This is a genomic window from Stenotrophomonas sp. ESTM1D_MKCIP4_1 (assembly GCF_003086895.1).
Taxonomy (GTDB): domain Bacteria; phylum Pseudomonadota; class Gammaproteobacteria; order Xanthomonadales; family Xanthomonadaceae; genus Stenotrophomonas.
Genome location: NZ_CP026004.1, coordinates 1,158,767 through 1,172,944 on the forward strand (window position 1 = coordinate 1,158,767; position 14,178 = coordinate 1,172,944).

The following is a 14,178-nucleotide window of genomic DNA, read 5'->3' on the forward strand; positions in this document are numbered from 1 at the left end:
TGGGGCAGTCGAGCAACGCTCGACTCTACCGTTGGGGCGGCCGAGCATGGGCTCGGCTCTACCATTGGGGCAGTCGAGCAACGCTCGACTCTACCCTTTGCAACCTTTGCCCGTCACCATGGCGGGCCCCACGTTATGGATCCGCGCAGTGCTGAGTACGATTGGTTTATTGATGGGCCTGTACGTGGCCTGGCGCCTGTTCTGGCCGTTGCGCCTGCCGCTGTGGGCCAAGGCCCTGTTGTCGTTGCTGCTGGTTGCACTGGCCGTGCAGCTGCGCATCGTCGCCACGTTCTGGGGCACGATGGCCTCGCCGGAAATTCCGAAGATGGCCATCGCCGTACTGGCCACCGGCTCCACCGCCGTGCTGCTGCTGGCGCTGGCGATGCTGCTGTTCGATGCCGGACTGCTGGCAGCACGCGCGCTGCACCTGCCGCGTGCAGTGTCGGCGTTGCGCGCGCCGTTGCTGCGGCCGCTGGCGGCGGCGGTGGCCCTGCTGGTCAGTGGCTATGGCGTCAGCCAGGGCATGGCCGTACCCAAGCCGCGGCAGATCGAGGTGGCGATCAAGGATCTGCCGGCGGCCTTCGATGGCTACCGTGTGCTGCAGCTCACCGACATCCACGCCAGCCGCCTGCTGACCGGCGAGTGGGTGGGCCAGGTGGTGGCCGAGAGCAATGCACTGAAGCCGGACCTGATCGTCATCACCGGTGATCTGATCGACGGCACAGTGGACGCGCGCCGTGATGATTTCCGTCCGCTGGGTGACCTGCAGGCGCCGGACGGCGTGATCGCCATCACCGGCAACCACGAGTATTACGCGCAGTACAGCGCGTGGATGCAGGCCTTCCGCGCGGTGCACATGCAGGTGCTGGAAAACAGCCACACCCAGGTGCGGCGTGGCGATGCAGCGTTGACCATTGCCGGCGTCACCGATCCGGTGGCTGCCCGCTATGGCCTGCCGCAGCCCGACCTGCAGGCGGCCCTGGCCGGTGCCGATCCGGCGGCGCCGGTCATCCTGCTCGATCATCGTCCGCGCAATGCGGTCGAGGCGGCCGCACGTGGGGTGAAGCTGCAGTTGTCCGGCCATACCCACGGCGGGCAGATCATCGGCATGGACCAGCTGGTGAAGCGGGCCAACGGCGGTTACGTCTCCGGCCGTTACGAGGTGGATGGCATGACCCTGTACGTCAGCAATGGCGCCGGCCTGTGGGCGGGCTTCCCCGCGCGCATCGGCGTGCCTTCGGAAATCACGATGTTCACCCTGCGCCGCGCGCGGTGATGCCTGCTGGGGTCAGAGCCCATTCCGTGCGGGAATGGGATCCGACCCCGGTCCTTGGGGGTCAGATCCCTTTGCCCGGCAAAGGGCTCTGACCCCGTGCATGCACACTTCGCTTCAGCGACTGCGCGCGCTTGGCGATGGTGCGCACCACGACGGCGGTGAACAGCAGCGCCGAAGGCACGGCGTACCAGAAGTTGCCCGGCACGCGCTTGAAGTACGAGTAGGTGAACACCGCCGCGATGATCCACATGCCGGTCACGTGCAGGCGACGCCACGCGGTGGGGCCCATGCGCCGGGCAATGCCACGGTGCGAGGTGATGGCCAGGGCGAGGATGGCGACATAGCCGATGGTGCCGGGCAGATTGGCCAAGGCCGAGCGTGCGGGCCAGAACGCGGCGTTGAGGATGCCGAATGCGGTGATCGCGATGGCATGCAGCAGGTGCGAGAACGCGAAGGAGAGGCCGATGATCCGGCGTTCGCGCAGCAGGAAGCGGCTGGTCGGCCCGGGCAGCAGGCTGGCGAACGAGGATGCGGTGAACGCGGCCAGGAACAGCAGGAACGAGGTGCGCGCCGTCACCCGGATGGCGGCACGGCTGCCTTCTGCCACGTCGGGTTGCAGCGCGAATGCCGCCAGTGCGAAGGCGATCAGCACCACGGCGATGGCCACGAACAAGCGCCAGCCGTGCAGGAAGGAAGTGTTGGAAACAGCCATGGTCAAACCTCGAATCAGATAGGGGTAGTGCCGGCCGCTGGCCGGCAATCTCAGAAGCCGGCCAGCGCCACCAGCACGCCGGCCGCATACAGTTCGCCCAGCACGGGCGCGGCAACCACGCGCAGTCCATCAGCGGCCACGCCATGCGCCTCGGCCAGCGCCTGCAGGACGTCATCCATGCGCGCACCCTCGTTGCCAAAGGCCGACAGCAGCGCATACGCCAGCGGTGCCAGTTCCTCGACCTGCAGGTGGTAGCCCTCCACGCGGCGCAGCAGCAGAAGCGTGGGTTCGCTGGCGGGTGCATCGTCCAGCCCGGCGTCTTCATGCACCGGCCACTGGTAGCCCAGTACCCGCACCAGCGGCGAGAGCACCAGCACGTCGCTGCCCGCAGGCATGGGGTGCAACGGATGCCCGGCCTCACGTGCTTCGATGTGCAGCGCCTGCTGCGTGCTTTCGTAGTGCGCCAGCTCCGCCGCCCAGCCGGGCAGCGCGAACGTGTCCTGCACTGCCAGCCACGCCGCGAACTCGCTGGCGATCTGCGGGAACAGCGGGGTGTGGCAGGCATGCCGCGCGTAGAAGTGCTCGACCAGGCCACGCCAGCGCGTTTCGCCCAGCAGTTCCCGCAGGCGCGGCAGGCTGCCCGCCAGCAGGCTGTCCAGGCTGCCCATGCACAGGCGACGGTATACCGCCAGCCGGCGTGCCTCGACGCCTTCAGGGGCGGGCATCGACGGGTCGCGCACATGGTCGGCCCAGCGCTGCTGCAGGGTGGCCAGCGACTCAGCCATGGGCCCGCTCCGGCAGTACCACCGCGGCCTGGGCCTGGCGGATCTGCGCGACTTCGGCCAGCAGTTCGGCCAGCGGTGGGAAATTGAAGTCGCGTTCCAGCAGGGTGGGGCGCACGCCGATGCGCGCATAGGCCTCGCGCAGCAGCGCCCAGACCACGCCCTTTACCGGCGCGCCATGGGTATCGATCTTGAAGCCATCGTCTTCGTCGAAGTGGCCGGCCACATGCAGCGATGCAACCCGGTGCGCAGGCACGCGGTCGAGGAAATCGAAGGCGTTGTAGCCGTTGTTGCAGGCGTTGACGAAGACGTTGTTGACGTCCAGCAGCAGGTCGCAGTCTGCTTCTGCCAGCACGGCATTGATGAAGTCGATCTCGCTCATGTCCGCACCGGGCACGGCGTAATAGGAAATGTTCTCCACCGCGATGCGCCGTCCCAGCGTGTCCTGCACCTGGGCGATGCGACCGGCGACGTGGTGCACGGCTTCGCTGGTGAAGGGCAGCGGCAACAGGTCATAGACATGGCCGCCGGCAGCGCAGTAGCTCAGGTGCTCGCTGTACAGCTGCACTTGGTGCAGGTCGAGGAAGGCGCGCGTCTGTGCCAGCAGGGTGCTGTCCAGCGGGTCCGGCCCACCCAGTGACAACGACAGGCCATGACAGGTCAGGCGGTGGCGCTCGCTGAGCTGACGCAGCGCGGCACCGTGGGCACCGCCGACGCCGATCCAGTTGTCGGGCGAGACTTCGAGGAAGTCGATGGCATCGGCGGGCATTGCCAGCAGCTCGTCAATCAGTCCGCGGCGCAGGCCAAGACCGGCGCTGGCAGAGGGCAGGGGCAGGAACATGCGGGGTACTCCGGGGCCGTGGCGCCGCCACGAGGGCGGCGCCGGTGGTGGGCAATCAGTCGTGGACGCGGGAGAACAGACCCTTCGGCATCGGCTTGCCGTGGGCGGTGTAGACGCTGCGCAGGTAGTCGTGCGCTTCCTGTTCGCTGATGAAGCCGTCGTGGTCGGCATCGATGCGATCGAACTCCGCCGCGCGGTCGCCTGCCACGGCGTTGAACTCGGCACGCGAGACCCGGCCGTCGTGGTCGCGGTCGGTGCGGGCAAACGAAGCATCGCCACACTTGCCTTCACCGCACTGGCCTTCGGCCACCTTGGCCTTGCCGGCGGGCTTGCTGGTGCTGGCCTTGTTGGCGCCGCACTTGCCTTCGCCGCACTTGCCTTCGGCAGCGGCGCTCATGGCCACAGCACTGATTGCCAACGGCTGGACCGCAGCGGCCTGGCCCGCCAGCAACAGCCCTCCGGCCAGGGCGATGCCAATGGCGCCGATGCGCGGCAGACGGGAGGCAGAGGGGTTCTTGATCGAAACGGACATGGTGATGACTCCTTGGGAGTGCACGCAGGGCGTGCGGGATGGACGCCGCGCGGGGCGGCGGAAAATGAAGGGAGGAAGCGTGTGGAGGAACGTGGTGGATCAGGCGCTGCGGCGACGGCGCAGCTCGTACGCCAGCAGCAGGGCGCCACCGAGCAGAGAGCCTCCGAAACCGATGCCGGGCAGCATCGCGGCAAGGGGCAGCAGCAGGGCGATCAGGCTGACGCCCCAGCCGAGGCCGTCATCGCCGAGCGTGGCGTGTTGCCGGCCGGCCAGCAGACGGTCCAGGCTGAGGGTGCCGGCACCGTTGAGGATCAGCGGCAGCAGCATGGCCAGGAACAGCAGCGGCAGCTTGAAGTTGCCATAGCCCTGGTCGGTGATCGCATAGCCCTGCCAGAGTTCGTCCAGGCTGTTCCACTGGTCGGGCCAGTGCACGGCGGCAATGGCGACGATGGTCAGCACCCAGAAGATGTAGGCCACCGAACGCGTGGCCAGGCCGAGCAGCAGCATCACCGCACCCACCAGTTCCAGCCACGTGGCCAGCTGCCAGTTCAGCGAAGCGGGCAGGGTGGAGAACGGGAACGGGAAGCGGCCTTCCAGATCGGCGAACCAGTTCTGCCCGCCCAGCTTCTCGCGGCCGGACTCGAAGAATTCCCAGGCCAGCAGGGCACGCAGGGCCAGCGGCGAAAGCCAGCGGCCAACGGCGTCCAGGCGCGGGGTGTAGTGGGTAGCGGCGGTGCTGATCATGCGGGGTGTCCTGCGGGCCAGTGGTCGATGGAGGCCATTCCGGGCCACGCAGGTATCGGCAACGTGTGCCGTTGCCCGGGGTTTTGTCAGCCACTGTGGCCACGGCAGGGGTTTCGTACAGTCGGATACAAAGAGGCCGCGTCGGCGCCGCCGCGGCCGTCGCGCGCACACGTGCGGGGAACCCTGTCCACCCGGCAGTGCCGTGCCATGGCCGGTGGCCGAATGTATCCAACTGTAGGAACGCGCCGCCGCTCTACAGTCCGGTACAACTCCGCTCCATGCCGAAACAGCAGCGATACACCCGCAGGCGGAAATGGTCACTCCCAACACCGGAGTGCCACCCATGATCCGCACCACCCTGCTTGCCGCTGCCCTTGCGCTGGGCGCCACCTCTCCCGCCCTCGCCGCGCAGGCCGATGCCGGCGCGCCGCCCACCATCATCCTGGTGCACGGCGCCTTCGCCGATGGCTCCAGCTGGAACAAGGTCATCACCACCCTGCATGACTGGAAGCTGCCGGCCGTGGCTGTGCAGAACCCGCTGAGTTCGCTGGCTGACGATGTGGCGGCCACCCGCCGCGCGATTGCCGCCGCACCGGGCAAGGTGGTGCTGGTGGGGCACAGCTGGGGCGGCACGGTCATCACCGAAGCCGGCAACGATCCCAAGGTGCAGGCGCTGGTCTACGTGGCCGCGTTCGCACCGGATGCCGGCCAGTCCTCGGCGCAGCAGGGCGAAGGCTTCCCGGTCGGCCCCGGGCTGACCCGCCTGCAGGAGAAGGACGGCTACCTGACCCTGCCGGCCGATGCCATCGCCCAGGACTTCGCACCCGATGTGATGAAGAAGACCGCCACGCTGCTGTACAGCACGCAGGTGCCGCTGAAGGCGAGTGCGCTGGGTGAAACCGTGACCATTGCGGCATGGCGCAGCAAGCCGAGCTGGTATGTGGTCAGCCGTGATGACCGCATGCTCTCGCCGCAGCTGCAGGTCGCCACCGCGCGGCGCATCGGCGCGGAGCTGCAGTCGATCGGCAGCAGCCATGTATCGCTGCTTTCGCACCCGGCGCAGGTGGCCGACAGCATCCTCGAAGCTGCCGGGGTGAAGCCGGCCGAACTGCCGCTGGCCGAGCAGGGGGGCTGACCGATGACGACGTTGCGTGCCTATACCGTACCGCTGCTGCTGGCCCTGCTGGGTGCCGCTGCGTTGCTGCTGGCCTGGCCCAGCCCGGAGGCCGGTGCGCAGCCGGCCGAAGCCGCCCCCAGCGCGGGCTTCAGCGGCGGCGGGCCGTGGCACAACAGCCCACCGCTGACCCTGGAGCAGCTGCGTGGCGAAGTGGTGCTGGTCGAGTTCTGGACCTACGGCTGCAGCAACTGCCTCAACGTCGCGCCGTACGTGCACCAGTGGCATGCACGTTATGCCGCGAAGGGCCTGCGCGTGATCGGCGTACACACGCCGGAATTCGCCTATGAAGGGCTGCAGAGCAACGTGCGCCACGCGATCCACCGCCTCGACATCCGCTGGCCGGTGGTGCAGGACAACCAGTACCGCATCTGGAATGCGTGGGGCAATCGATTCTGGCCGGCGCTGTACCTGCTCGACCGGCAGGGCCGGGTGGTCTACCGCCATTACGGTGAAGGCGACTATGCACGTACCGAACGCGAGATCCAGCGCCTGCTGGCCAGCCTCTGAGCCGCGCTACCATGGCCGCGCCGCGCGGCCTTGTCCTCCGCCTCCATCGAGAACGCCATGAACCACGTACCGCACATCCTTGTCGTCGACGATGACAGCGACATCCGCCAGATGCTGGCCGACTACCTGCAGCGCAATGGTCTTCGTGTCAGCCAGGCCGATGGCGGCCGCGCAATGCGCGCGCTGATGGACACCCACGCCGTCGACCTGGTGGTGCTGGACGTGATGATGCCTGGCGAGGATGGCCTGAGCCTGTGCCGCAACCTGCGTGCGGGCAAGCATCGCGCGGTGCCGGTGGTACTGCTGACCGCGCGCGATGATGAAACCGACCGCATCATCGGCCTGGAGATGGGCGCCGATGACTACGTGACCAAGCCGTTTTCCTCGCGCGAACTGCTGGCGCGCATCAACGCGGTGATCCGACGCACGCAGATGCTGCCGCCGAACCTGCAGGTGACCGAGGCCGGCCGCCAGCTGGCGTTTGGCGAGTGGCGCCTGGATACCACCGCGCGCCACCTGCTCGATGCACAGGACACCGCCTATCCGCTCAGCGGCGCCGAGTTCCGCCTGCTGCGGGTGTTCCTCGACCATGCCAACCGCGTGCTCAGCCGCGACCAGCTGCTCAGCCTTACCCAGGGCCGCGATGCCGAACTGTTCGATCGTTCGATCGATCTGCTGGTGAGCCGTGTCCGCCAGCGGCTTGGCGATGATGCGCGCGAACCGACCTACATCAAGACCGTGCGCAGCGAAGGCTATGTGTTCAGCGTGCCGGTGCAGCTGCTGGGGCCGGGGGAATGAACGCCGCCGCGCGCCGCCTGCTGTGGCCGCGCACCTTGTCCGCGCGCCTGCTGCTGGTGCTGCTGGGCGGGCTGACCCTGGCCCACGCGCTGTCGTTCGGCCTGTTGTTCTACGAGCGCTACCAGGCCACGCGCAGCATGATGCTGCGCAACCTGGACGAAGACGTGGCAGTAAGCGTGGCGCTGCTGGAACACCTGCCGGCCGACCAGCGCCAGGCCTGGGTGCCGCGCCTGGAACGCCGGACCTACCGCTACCTGCTGCGCCCGGCGGCGTCCGGCCCGGCGCTTGAAACCGAGCGTGCGCGCCAGGTCACCGCCATCATCGATGACAGCCTGGAGCACCGCTATGCGCTGCAGGCACGGCAGGTGGCGCGCCTGCCAGAACGGTTCGAGGTGGAACTGCGCCTGCACGACGGTTCGCCGTTGACCATCGAGGTCACGCCATCGGGCCTGCCGCTGGCGCGATGGCTGCCGGCCGTGCTGCTGGTGCAGCTGGCTGTGCTGCTGCTGTGCGCGTGGCTGGCAGTACGCCTGGCGTTGCGTCCGTTGCAGCAGCTGTCGCACGCGGTGGAGCATCTGCAGCCGGGTAAAGACGCACCGCGGCTGCCGGAAGATGGCCCGGCCGAAGTCGGCACCGCTGCGGCAGCGCTGAACGCACTGCAGGCGCGTATCCGTGGGCATGTCAGTGAGCGTCTGCAGATTCTGGCGGCCATCTCGCATGACCTGCAGACCCCGATCACGCGGATGAAGCTGCGCGTGGAGACGCTGCCTGAGGATGCCACCCAGCAGCGCCTGCTGGATGACCTGGATCACCTCGGCCAGCTGGTGCGCGAGGGCGTGGCCTATGCGCGCAGCAGCCACGTTGCCAGCGGCGTACCGGTGGCGATGGATCTGGCGGCCTTCCTGGCCAGCGTGGTCGGCGATTACGAGGACATGGGCAAGCCGGTCTCAGGCGGCGCGCCGTCGGGGCTGACCGTGCAGACCTGGCCGCAGCCGCTGCGGCGGGTGGTCGGCAACCTGGTGGACAACGCGCTGCGCTATGCCGGCAGTGCCGAAATCGATGCCGGTCGTGATGCTGCCGGCAGGCCGTGGATCAGCGTCTCCGATCGTGGCCCGGGCATTCCCGAGGATCAACTGCAGGCCGTACTGGCGCCCTTCCACCGGTTGGAAGGCTCGCGCAACCGCGATACCGGCGGAACCGGGCTGGGGCTGGCCATCGCCGTGCAGCTGGCGCAGTCGCTGGGTGGTTCGCTGCAGCTTCGCAATCGCGAAGGCGGTGGATTGCAGGCGGTATTGCAGCTGCCGGGGTAGCGGGCGGGGTCAGATCCCTTTGCCCGTGGCAAAGGGCTCTGACCCCGTCACCGCCTGTTGGGGGCAGAGCCCATTTCCTGCGGGAACGGGATCCGACCCCAAGGGCACCCGTGTACAGGTGAACCACGCCCTCACCCTGCCCGTGACACCCTGCGGCAATGACTGAGATGACCGCGGCGCGGCAGCGCTCGATGTGGGTGGCGGGCCTGTCCACCGTGGTGGAGTGGTACGACTTCACCCTGTACCTGTACTTCGCCACCGTGTTGTCGCGGGTGTTCTTCGGCGGTGGCGAGCAGGCCATGCTGGTCACCCTGGCCGGGTTTGCCGTGTCCTACCTGATGCGCCCGCTGGGGGCGCTGTGCTTCGGCCACCTCGGCGACCGTCTCGGCCGGCGCTGGATGCTGCTGGCCTCGATGGCGTTGATGGCGGCGGCCATGCTGGCTACCGCCCTGCTGCCGACCGCAGCCACGGCAGGCACCACGGCCGGCGTGCTGCTGCTGGTCCTGCGCTGCGTGATGGCGTTTTCGGTGGGGGGCGAGTACACCGGCGTGGTGGCCTATCTGTTGGAAAGCGCCCCCGCACGACGACGTGGCCTCGTCACTTCGCTGGCGTCGGCCGCCAGTGAAGTGGGCGCGCTGCTGGCGGTGGCGCTCTCCGCCGTGACCGTGGCGATGCTGACGCCCGCGCAGCTGGATGGCTGGGGCTGGCGCATTCCATTTTTCGTCGGTGCCGCGCTGGCACTGGTGATTCTCATCGCGCGTTCGGGCATGCACGAATCGCCAGAGTTCGAGCGCCAGCGCCGCGCGGGCAGCATTCCGGCGACGCCGCTGCGCCACGTGCTGCGCAACCATCCTGGCGCGGTGGCGCGCACGTTCGCGATTTCCGCACTCGGTTCAATCACATACTACGTCGGCATCACCTACGTGCCGGCCTTCCTGCACGCGCAGGGGCACGACGAAGGCGATGCGCTGTGGTTGTCCACGGTTGCCGCAGTGGCGGTCATTGCGATCACGCCCGTGTGCGGTGCACTGTCCGACCGCTTCGGGCGGCGCCCGCTGCTGCTGGGCCTGACGGTACTGGCGGCACTGCTGCCGTTGTCGATGTTCGGCTGGATGGCCGAGGCCGCGCCGCTGGGCATTGCGGTGGCGGCGGTGGTACTGGCCTGCGTGGCGGGCGGCGTCAGCGCGGTGGCCGCACCGGCCACGGCCGAGCAGTTTCCGGGCGAGGGTCGGGTGAGCGGGCTGGCACTAGGGGTGACCATGGCCACGGCGGTGTTCGGTGGAGCGACACCGTGGCTGGCGCAATGGTGGGTGGAACGCAGCGGCTGGGCGGCGGCGCCGGGCGCGATGATCGCGCTGGTGGCGGTGCTGGTGCTGCCGGTGCTGTGGACCCTGCCCGAGACGACCCCGGGCAGGGGCAGGCGCTAGGCGATCAGACGGCCAGGGTCTGCTCGATGTCGGCCAGCACCGCCGCAGCATCCACGCCGATGGCGATCGACTGCAGCACGTGGCCATCCCACACGCTGGGGCCGAAGGCCAGGCCTTCCGGCTTGGGAATGGTCATGCCGCGGGCCACGCCGTCGGTGGCCACGCGCACGCTGGCGCGCTCGAACTGGAACAGCTCCGGGCGGGTCAGGGCGATGCAGGCGCAGCAGTCGTGCACGACCATGCCCTTGTGCCCGGCCTGCAGGTAGAAGTCCACGTAGTCCTGCGACAGCGCACGCACCAGTTCGGCGTCGGCACCGCCGATGGCGGCCAGCGTGTCCAGGCCGTCACGGTCCATTTCCACGCGGGTGGTGACGTCCAGGCCGATGGCGGTGACCGGCCATTGCGCGGTGAACACGATGTCGGCCGCTTCGGCGTCGCCCCAGATGTTGGCCTCGGCGGCCGGGGTGATGTTGCCGTTGACGTGGAAGGCGCCGCCCATGAGGACCACGCCGCGCACCAGGCCGGCGATGTCCGGGGCGTGCTGCAGGGCCAGGGCCAGGTTGGTCATGCGGCCGACCGCGACCAGGGTCACTTCACCCGGATGGGCGCGGACCAGGTCGATGATCAGCTGGTGGGCCGGGCGCGCATCGGCTTCCACGTCCAGCGTGGCCGATACCGGGTGGTTGCCCAGCCCATTGTGGCCATGGATGTGCACCGGCCAGGCTTCCGGGGTGGCTTCGGGCTGCAGCGGGCCGGCGGCACCGCGCGCGACCGGGGCGGCAAAGCCCCAGGCCTGCTTCAGGTACAGCGCGTTGTGGGTGGTCGATTCCACCGACGCGTTGCCGAAGGTGGTGGTGACGCCCACCAGGTCGATCTGCGCGTGCTTGTGCAGGTACAGCAGGGCCAGGGCGTCGTCGACGCCCGGGTCGGTATCGAAAATGACTTTCAGCATGTTGTTGTTCTTCTTCTTCCGTGTGGTGCAAGGGGGCCGGCGGGCCCTGGGGGCCAGGCCGGCGCGCCCTACATTGTCCCATCTTCATGACAGGCAGGGCGAACCGGGGGGCGCGACGGGGGCATAATGCCGCCACCCCCTGCGCAAGGAGCTGCGGCATGCTGGTTGTCACCCTGGTCCTGATTGCCTTGGTGCTGGGTCTGAACGTGGTCGCCACGTATGTGGTGGTGCGGCGCGACGACGTGTCGGTGGGAGGGCGGATGGTGCAGCTGCTGCTGGTCTGGCTGCTGCCGTTGGTCGGCCCGATCCTGTGCATGGCGATCGCCACCGCCGACGGGTCGGTCAGCCGCAGTGAGGGAAGCTTCGTAGGCAGCTACGATTCCTCGGGTGGGTATGCCGGTGACAGCCACAGCAGCCACAGCCATGGCGGATCGGACTGCAGCAGCGACAGTGGCGGCGATGGTGGCAGCTGCGGCGATTGAGGCGATGTAGAGTCGAGCTTGCTCGACTGGCTCTGGAAAAGCAGTCGAGCAAGCTCGACTCTACGGGGCCGCGGCCATCGGCAGCGCCGGGCCGTCCCCGGCGAGGCGACAGCCAGGTCAGCCGCCGCCTTCGGTCGGCAGCGGGGCCGGCACGTTCAACAACCCACCATCGGCCACGTAGGCGGCCAGTGCCTGGCCCTGGCTCAGCAGGTGCCGTTCCATCGTGCGTTCGGCGGCCTGGGCGTCGCGGCGGCGGAAGCAGTCCATCAGTTCGCGGTGCTCGGCCAGCGACTGCGCCGTGCGGCCCGGGGCCAGCAGCTGGCGGCCACGGTGCATCTTCAGGATGCGATGCAGATCGTGGGTGATGCGGATCAGCCACGGGTTACCGGCGTAGTGCTGCACGGTTTCGTGTATGAGATAGTTGTTGCGGTAGTACTCGGCGATGTTGCCGTTGGCCGCTGCCGTTTCCATCGCTGCATGCAGGTCTTCCAGCTGCTGCACGCCGGCATCGTCGATGTGCTTGACCGCCTCGTGCGCGCAGCGGCCTTCCAGCATCGCCATCACCGGGAACAACTGGTTGAGGTCTTCCAGAGTGAGCCGGGTGACACGCGCGCCACGGCCGGCATCAATCTGCACCAGGCCTTCGGCAGCCAGCAGCTTCAGCGCCTCGCGCAGCGGCGTGCGGCTGATGCCCAGTTCCTCGCACAGCGCCGGCTCATCGATCCATTCGCCCGGCGGCAGCCGGTAATCGTAGATGCGCTCGCGCACATGCTCGGCCACCTCTTCGTAAAGAGGTGCGCGCTTCTTCGGTGAACGCGGAGCGGGAGCAATGGCCATGGTGGAAAGTGTACTGCCTCCCTGCGTGGAACCTGTAACGCGGCGGGCAAGAGCGGTGCGGAGAACGACGGGGTGGAACGAAGGGGGTGGGACGGCGGGGTGGAACGACGGGGGTAGAGTCGACTGTCAGTCGACTATCGCGCGAAGCGCGGGTTTCTCCGACATTCACGCGAAGAGCAGTCGACCAACGGTCGACTCTACCGCCTATCGCGCGAAGCGCGGGGTTTTCCGGCATTCACGCGAAGAGCAGTCGACCAACGGTCGACTCTACCGGCTATCGTTCGTGCGAAGAGCAGTCGACCAACGGTCGACCACGCGTTCCGAAGGGCGCCGGAAAGCTCCGGCGCCCCTTCGCGCTTACATCCAGCCCGGTACCACGAACACCAGCCAGGCCAGCAGCGGACCAAACGCGACCACCAGGCCGCTGTAGACCAGGAAGCGGCGGAACAGCGTCTCGCGCTCTTCCTTCGCCGCCGAGGCGACCACCAGTGCGCCGTTGGTGGAGAACGGGCTGACGTCGACGATGGTCGATGACACCGCCAGCGCACAGATCACTCCGGCAGCGCCCAGATGGCCCTGCATCAGGAACGGTACCGCCAGTGGAATGGTCGCGCCCAGCACCGCGGCCGACGAAGCAAACGCAGACACGATGCCGCCGACATAGCAGACCAGCAGCGCGCCCAGCAGTGGGATGCCGATGCTGGAAACACCATGGCCGATGAAGTCCACCGCGCCGGCATGTTCGAGCACGCCGATGTAGGTCACCACGCCGCAGATCAGCAGCACCGTCGACCAGCTGATGCCATCGACCGCACCCTTCTGGCTCTGCGGCGAGAGCAGGGCCAGCGCCACCGCCACGGTGATCGACACCAGGCCGACATTGAGGTTGTAGATCAGTGCCGCCACGCCCAGGCCCAGCAGGCCGATGAGGGTGAACAGACGCTCGCGGGTGAAGCCCACCGCATCCAGCGCGGCCGGATCGTTCGACAGCGTGCCGCCACCGGCAGCGACCAGCGCGCCGTGGCCTTCGATGGCGAACTGCCGCGACGATGCCTGCGGCCCAGCGGCCACGGCCAGGTCAGCGCCACCCACGGTGCCGGGGGCGGTGATCGAACCGCGGCGCATCAGCGCGATGCCGCCGAAGGCCAGGAAGCAGATGATCGCCATCATGAAGTTGAAGCCGAGGCTGGTCAGGAACACCGCCATCTCGGTCACTTCCAGGCCGGCCTTCTGCACCACGCCATTGGTGATGCCGCCGTACACGCTGATCGGCGAGAAGCCACCGGCCTGCGCGCCATGGATCACCAGCAGGCCCATCATCAGCGGGTTGATCTTGTATTGCTTGGCAAAACGCAGCGCGACCGGGCCGATGATGGCCACGGCGGCCGGGCCCAGCGCCCCGAAGGCAGTCAGCACGGCGGTGATCACGAACATCACCCACGGAATGGCCACGATGTGGCCGCGTACGGCTTTCACCGCCCAGTGCACCAGCAGATCGATGGTGCCGTTCTTCTGCGCGATGGCGAACAGGTAGGTAATGCCGACCAGGGTCAGGAACAGGTCGCCGGGGAAGCCGGCGAGCACTTCCTTGCCGCCCATGCCGACCCAGACTCCGCCGATGATGAAGGCAAGGGCGAAGGCGACCGCACCCATGTTGATGGGCATCGCGGTGGCGACGATGAACATGATCACCAGGCCGATGATCGTTGCGATTTGTGGACTCATGCGCCCTCCCAGACACGTGACTCGCGTACAGCTTCGATGGTGACCCGCCATCACGGGGTAAGGCGTCGTACAACGT

15 protein-coding genes are annotated in these 14,178 nt (G+C 68.1%); 7 read left to right on the forward strand and 8 right to left on the reverse strand.

Going from position 1 to position 14,178, the window contains the following annotated elements; translation table 11 throughout:
• The first annotated feature begins 139 nt into the window (after nt 1-139).
• Nucleotides 140-1,276 carry a metallophosphoesterase gene (locus C1924_RS05445; protein ID WP_108766977.1) on the forward strand — a complete coding sequence of 379 codons (1,137 nt, stop codon included), beginning with the start codon at nt 140-142 and terminating at the stop codon, nt 1,274-1,276.
• A gap of 61 nt (nt 1,277-1,337) precedes the next feature.
• Here C1924_RS05445 and C1924_RS05450 read toward each other — a convergent pair whose 3' ends face one another.
• The 5 genes from C1924_RS05450 to C1924_RS05470 form a co-directional block, all read right to left on the reverse strand.
• Entirely contained in the window at nt 1,338-1,988 is a 651-nt protein-coding gene (locus tag C1924_RS05450; protein ID WP_108764378.1) for a ferric reductase-like transmembrane domain-containing protein, read from the reverse strand.
• A gap of 50 nt (nt 1,989-2,038) precedes the next feature.
• A complete protein-coding gene (locus C1924_RS05455) occupies nt 2,039-2,773 on the reverse strand; it encodes a putative DNA-binding domain-containing protein (protein WP_108764379.1) in 735 nt (244 codons plus the stop codon).
• Nucleotides 2,766-3,611: a DUF692 domain-containing protein gene (locus C1924_RS05460; RefSeq protein WP_108764380.1), complete on the reverse strand. Its 846-nt coding sequence runs from the start codon at nt 3,609-3,611 to the stop codon at nt 2,766-2,768. Before C1924_RS05460 ends, C1924_RS05455 begins: the two co-directional genes overlap by 8 nt.
• Before the next feature lie 55 nt (nt 3,612-3,666).
• Nucleotides 3,667-4,143 (reverse strand): hypothetical protein, encoded by a 477-nt coding sequence (locus tag C1924_RS05465; RefSeq protein WP_108764381.1) that lies wholly within the window; start codon nt 4,141-4,143, stop codon nt 3,667-3,669.
• Nucleotides 4,144-4,242: 99 nt separating this feature from the next.
• The gene (locus C1924_RS05470; RefSeq protein ID WP_108764382.1) at nt 4,243-4,887 is read right to left on the reverse strand and encodes a DoxX family protein; all 645 of its coding nucleotides are present in this window, start codon (nt 4,885-4,887) and stop codon (nt 4,243-4,245) included.
• A 343-nt stretch (nt 4,888-5,230) separates the two neighbouring features.
• On the opposite strand from C1924_RS05470, the gene C1924_RS05475 reads away from it, so the two are divergent.
• From C1924_RS05475 to C1924_RS05495, 5 genes are all read left to right on the forward strand, one after another.
• A complete protein-coding gene (locus tag C1924_RS05475; protein ID WP_108764383.1) occupies nt 5,231-6,022 on the forward strand; it encodes an alpha/beta hydrolase in 792 nt (263 codons plus the stop codon).
• Nucleotides 6,023-6,025: 3 nt separating this feature from the next.
• Nucleotides 6,026-6,571, forward strand: coding sequence for a redoxin family protein (locus C1924_RS05480; protein ID WP_108764384.1), 546 nt, complete (start codon nt 6,026-6,028; stop codon nt 6,569-6,571).
• A 57-nt stretch (nt 6,572-6,628) separates the two neighbouring features.
• Nucleotides 6,629-7,369, forward strand: coding sequence for a response regulator (locus tag C1924_RS05485; RefSeq protein WP_108764385.1), 741 nt, complete (start codon nt 6,629-6,631; stop codon nt 7,367-7,369).
• Nucleotides 7,366-8,679, forward strand: a complete 1,314-nt coding sequence (locus C1924_RS05490; protein ID WP_108764386.1) for a HAMP domain-containing sensor histidine kinase — start codon at nt 7,366-7,368, stop codon at nt 8,677-8,679. Before C1924_RS05485 ends, C1924_RS05490 begins: the two co-directional genes overlap by 4 nt.
• A 167-nt stretch (nt 8,680-8,846) precedes the next feature.
• Nucleotides 8,847-10,106: an MFS transporter gene (locus C1924_RS05495; protein ID WP_108764387.1), complete on the forward strand. Its 1,260-nt coding sequence runs from the start codon at nt 8,847-8,849 to the stop codon at nt 10,104-10,106.
• 4 nt (nt 10,107-10,110) lie between these two features.
• On the opposite strand, the gene C1924_RS05500 is transcribed toward C1924_RS05495, so the two are convergent.
• The gene (locus C1924_RS05500; RefSeq protein ID WP_108764388.1) at nt 10,111-11,058 is read right to left on the reverse strand and encodes a nucleoside hydrolase; all 948 of its coding nucleotides are present in this window, start codon (nt 11,056-11,058) and stop codon (nt 10,111-10,113) included.
• Between the two features lie 158 nt (nt 11,059-11,216).
• On the opposite strand from C1924_RS05500, the gene C1924_RS05505 reads away from it, so the two are divergent.
• The gene (locus tag C1924_RS05505) at nt 11,217-11,540 is read left to right on the forward strand and encodes a hypothetical protein (RefSeq protein WP_108764389.1); all 324 of its coding nucleotides are present in this window, start codon (nt 11,217-11,219) and stop codon (nt 11,538-11,540) included.
• Between the two features lie 117 nt (nt 11,541-11,657).
• Here the strand turns inward: C1924_RS05505 and C1924_RS05510 are convergent, their stop codons facing one another.
• Nucleotides 11,658-12,377 (reverse strand): GntR family transcriptional regulator, encoded by a 720-nt coding sequence (locus C1924_RS05510; RefSeq protein ID WP_108764390.1) that lies wholly within the window; start codon nt 12,375-12,377, stop codon nt 11,658-11,660.
• Between the two features lie 357 nt (nt 12,378-12,734).
• Nucleotides 12,735-14,102 carry an SLC13 family permease gene (locus tag C1924_RS05515; protein WP_108764391.1) on the reverse strand — a complete coding sequence of 456 codons (1,368 nt, stop codon included), beginning with the start codon at nt 14,100-14,102 and terminating at the stop codon, nt 12,735-12,737.
• Between the last annotated feature and the right edge of the window lie 76 nt (nt 14,103-14,178).

Coding starts and splice junctions, on each gene's coding strand:
- C1924_RS05450 (WP_108764378.1), bottom strand. CDS start 1,988: ATGGCTGTTTCCAACACTTCCTTCCTGCACGGCTGGCGCTTGTTCGTG.
- C1924_RS05455 (WP_108764379.1), bottom strand. CDS start 2,773: ATGGCTGAGTCGCTGGCCACCCTGCAGCAGCGCTGGGCCGACCATGTG.
- C1924_RS05460 (WP_108764380.1), bottom strand. CDS start 3,611: ATGTTCCTGCCCCTGCCCTCTGCCAGCGCCGGTCTTGGCCTGCGCCGC.
- C1924_RS05465 (WP_108764381.1), bottom strand. CDS start 4,143: ATGTCCGTTTCGATCAAGAACCCCTCTGCCTCCCGTCTGCCGCGCATC.
- C1924_RS05470 (WP_108764382.1), bottom strand. CDS start 4,887: ATGATCAGCACCGCCGCTACCCACTACACCCCGCGCCTGGACGCCGTT.
- C1924_RS05475 (WP_108764383.1), top strand. CDS start 5,231: ATGATCCGCACCACCCTGCTTGCCGCTGCCCTTGCGCTGGGCGCCACC.
- C1924_RS05480 (WP_108764384.1), top strand. CDS start 6,026: ATGACGACGTTGCGTGCCTATACCGTACCGCTGCTGCTGGCCCTGCTG.
- C1924_RS05485 (WP_108764385.1), top strand. CDS start 6,629: ATGAACCACGTACCGCACATCCTTGTCGTCGACGATGACAGCGACATC.
- C1924_RS05490 (WP_108764386.1), top strand. CDS start 7,366: ATGAACGCCGCCGCGCGCCGCCTGCTGTGGCCGCGCACCTTGTCCGCG.
- C1924_RS05495 (WP_108764387.1), top strand. CDS start 8,847: ATGACCGCGGCGCGGCAGCGCTCGATGTGGGTGGCGGGCCTGTCCACC.
- C1924_RS05500 (WP_108764388.1), bottom strand. CDS start 11,058: ATGCTGAAAGTCATTTTCGATACCGACCCGGGCGTCGACGACGCCCTG.
- C1924_RS05505 (WP_108764389.1), top strand. CDS start 11,217: ATGCTGGTTGTCACCCTGGTCCTGATTGCCTTGGTGCTGGGTCTGAAC.
- C1924_RS05510 (WP_108764390.1), bottom strand. CDS start 12,377: ATGGCCATTGCTCCCGCTCCGCGTTCACCGAAGAAGCGCGCACCTCTT.
- C1924_RS05515 (WP_108764391.1), bottom strand. CDS start 14,102: ATGAGTCCACAAATCGCAACGATCATCGGCCTGGTGATCATGTTCATC.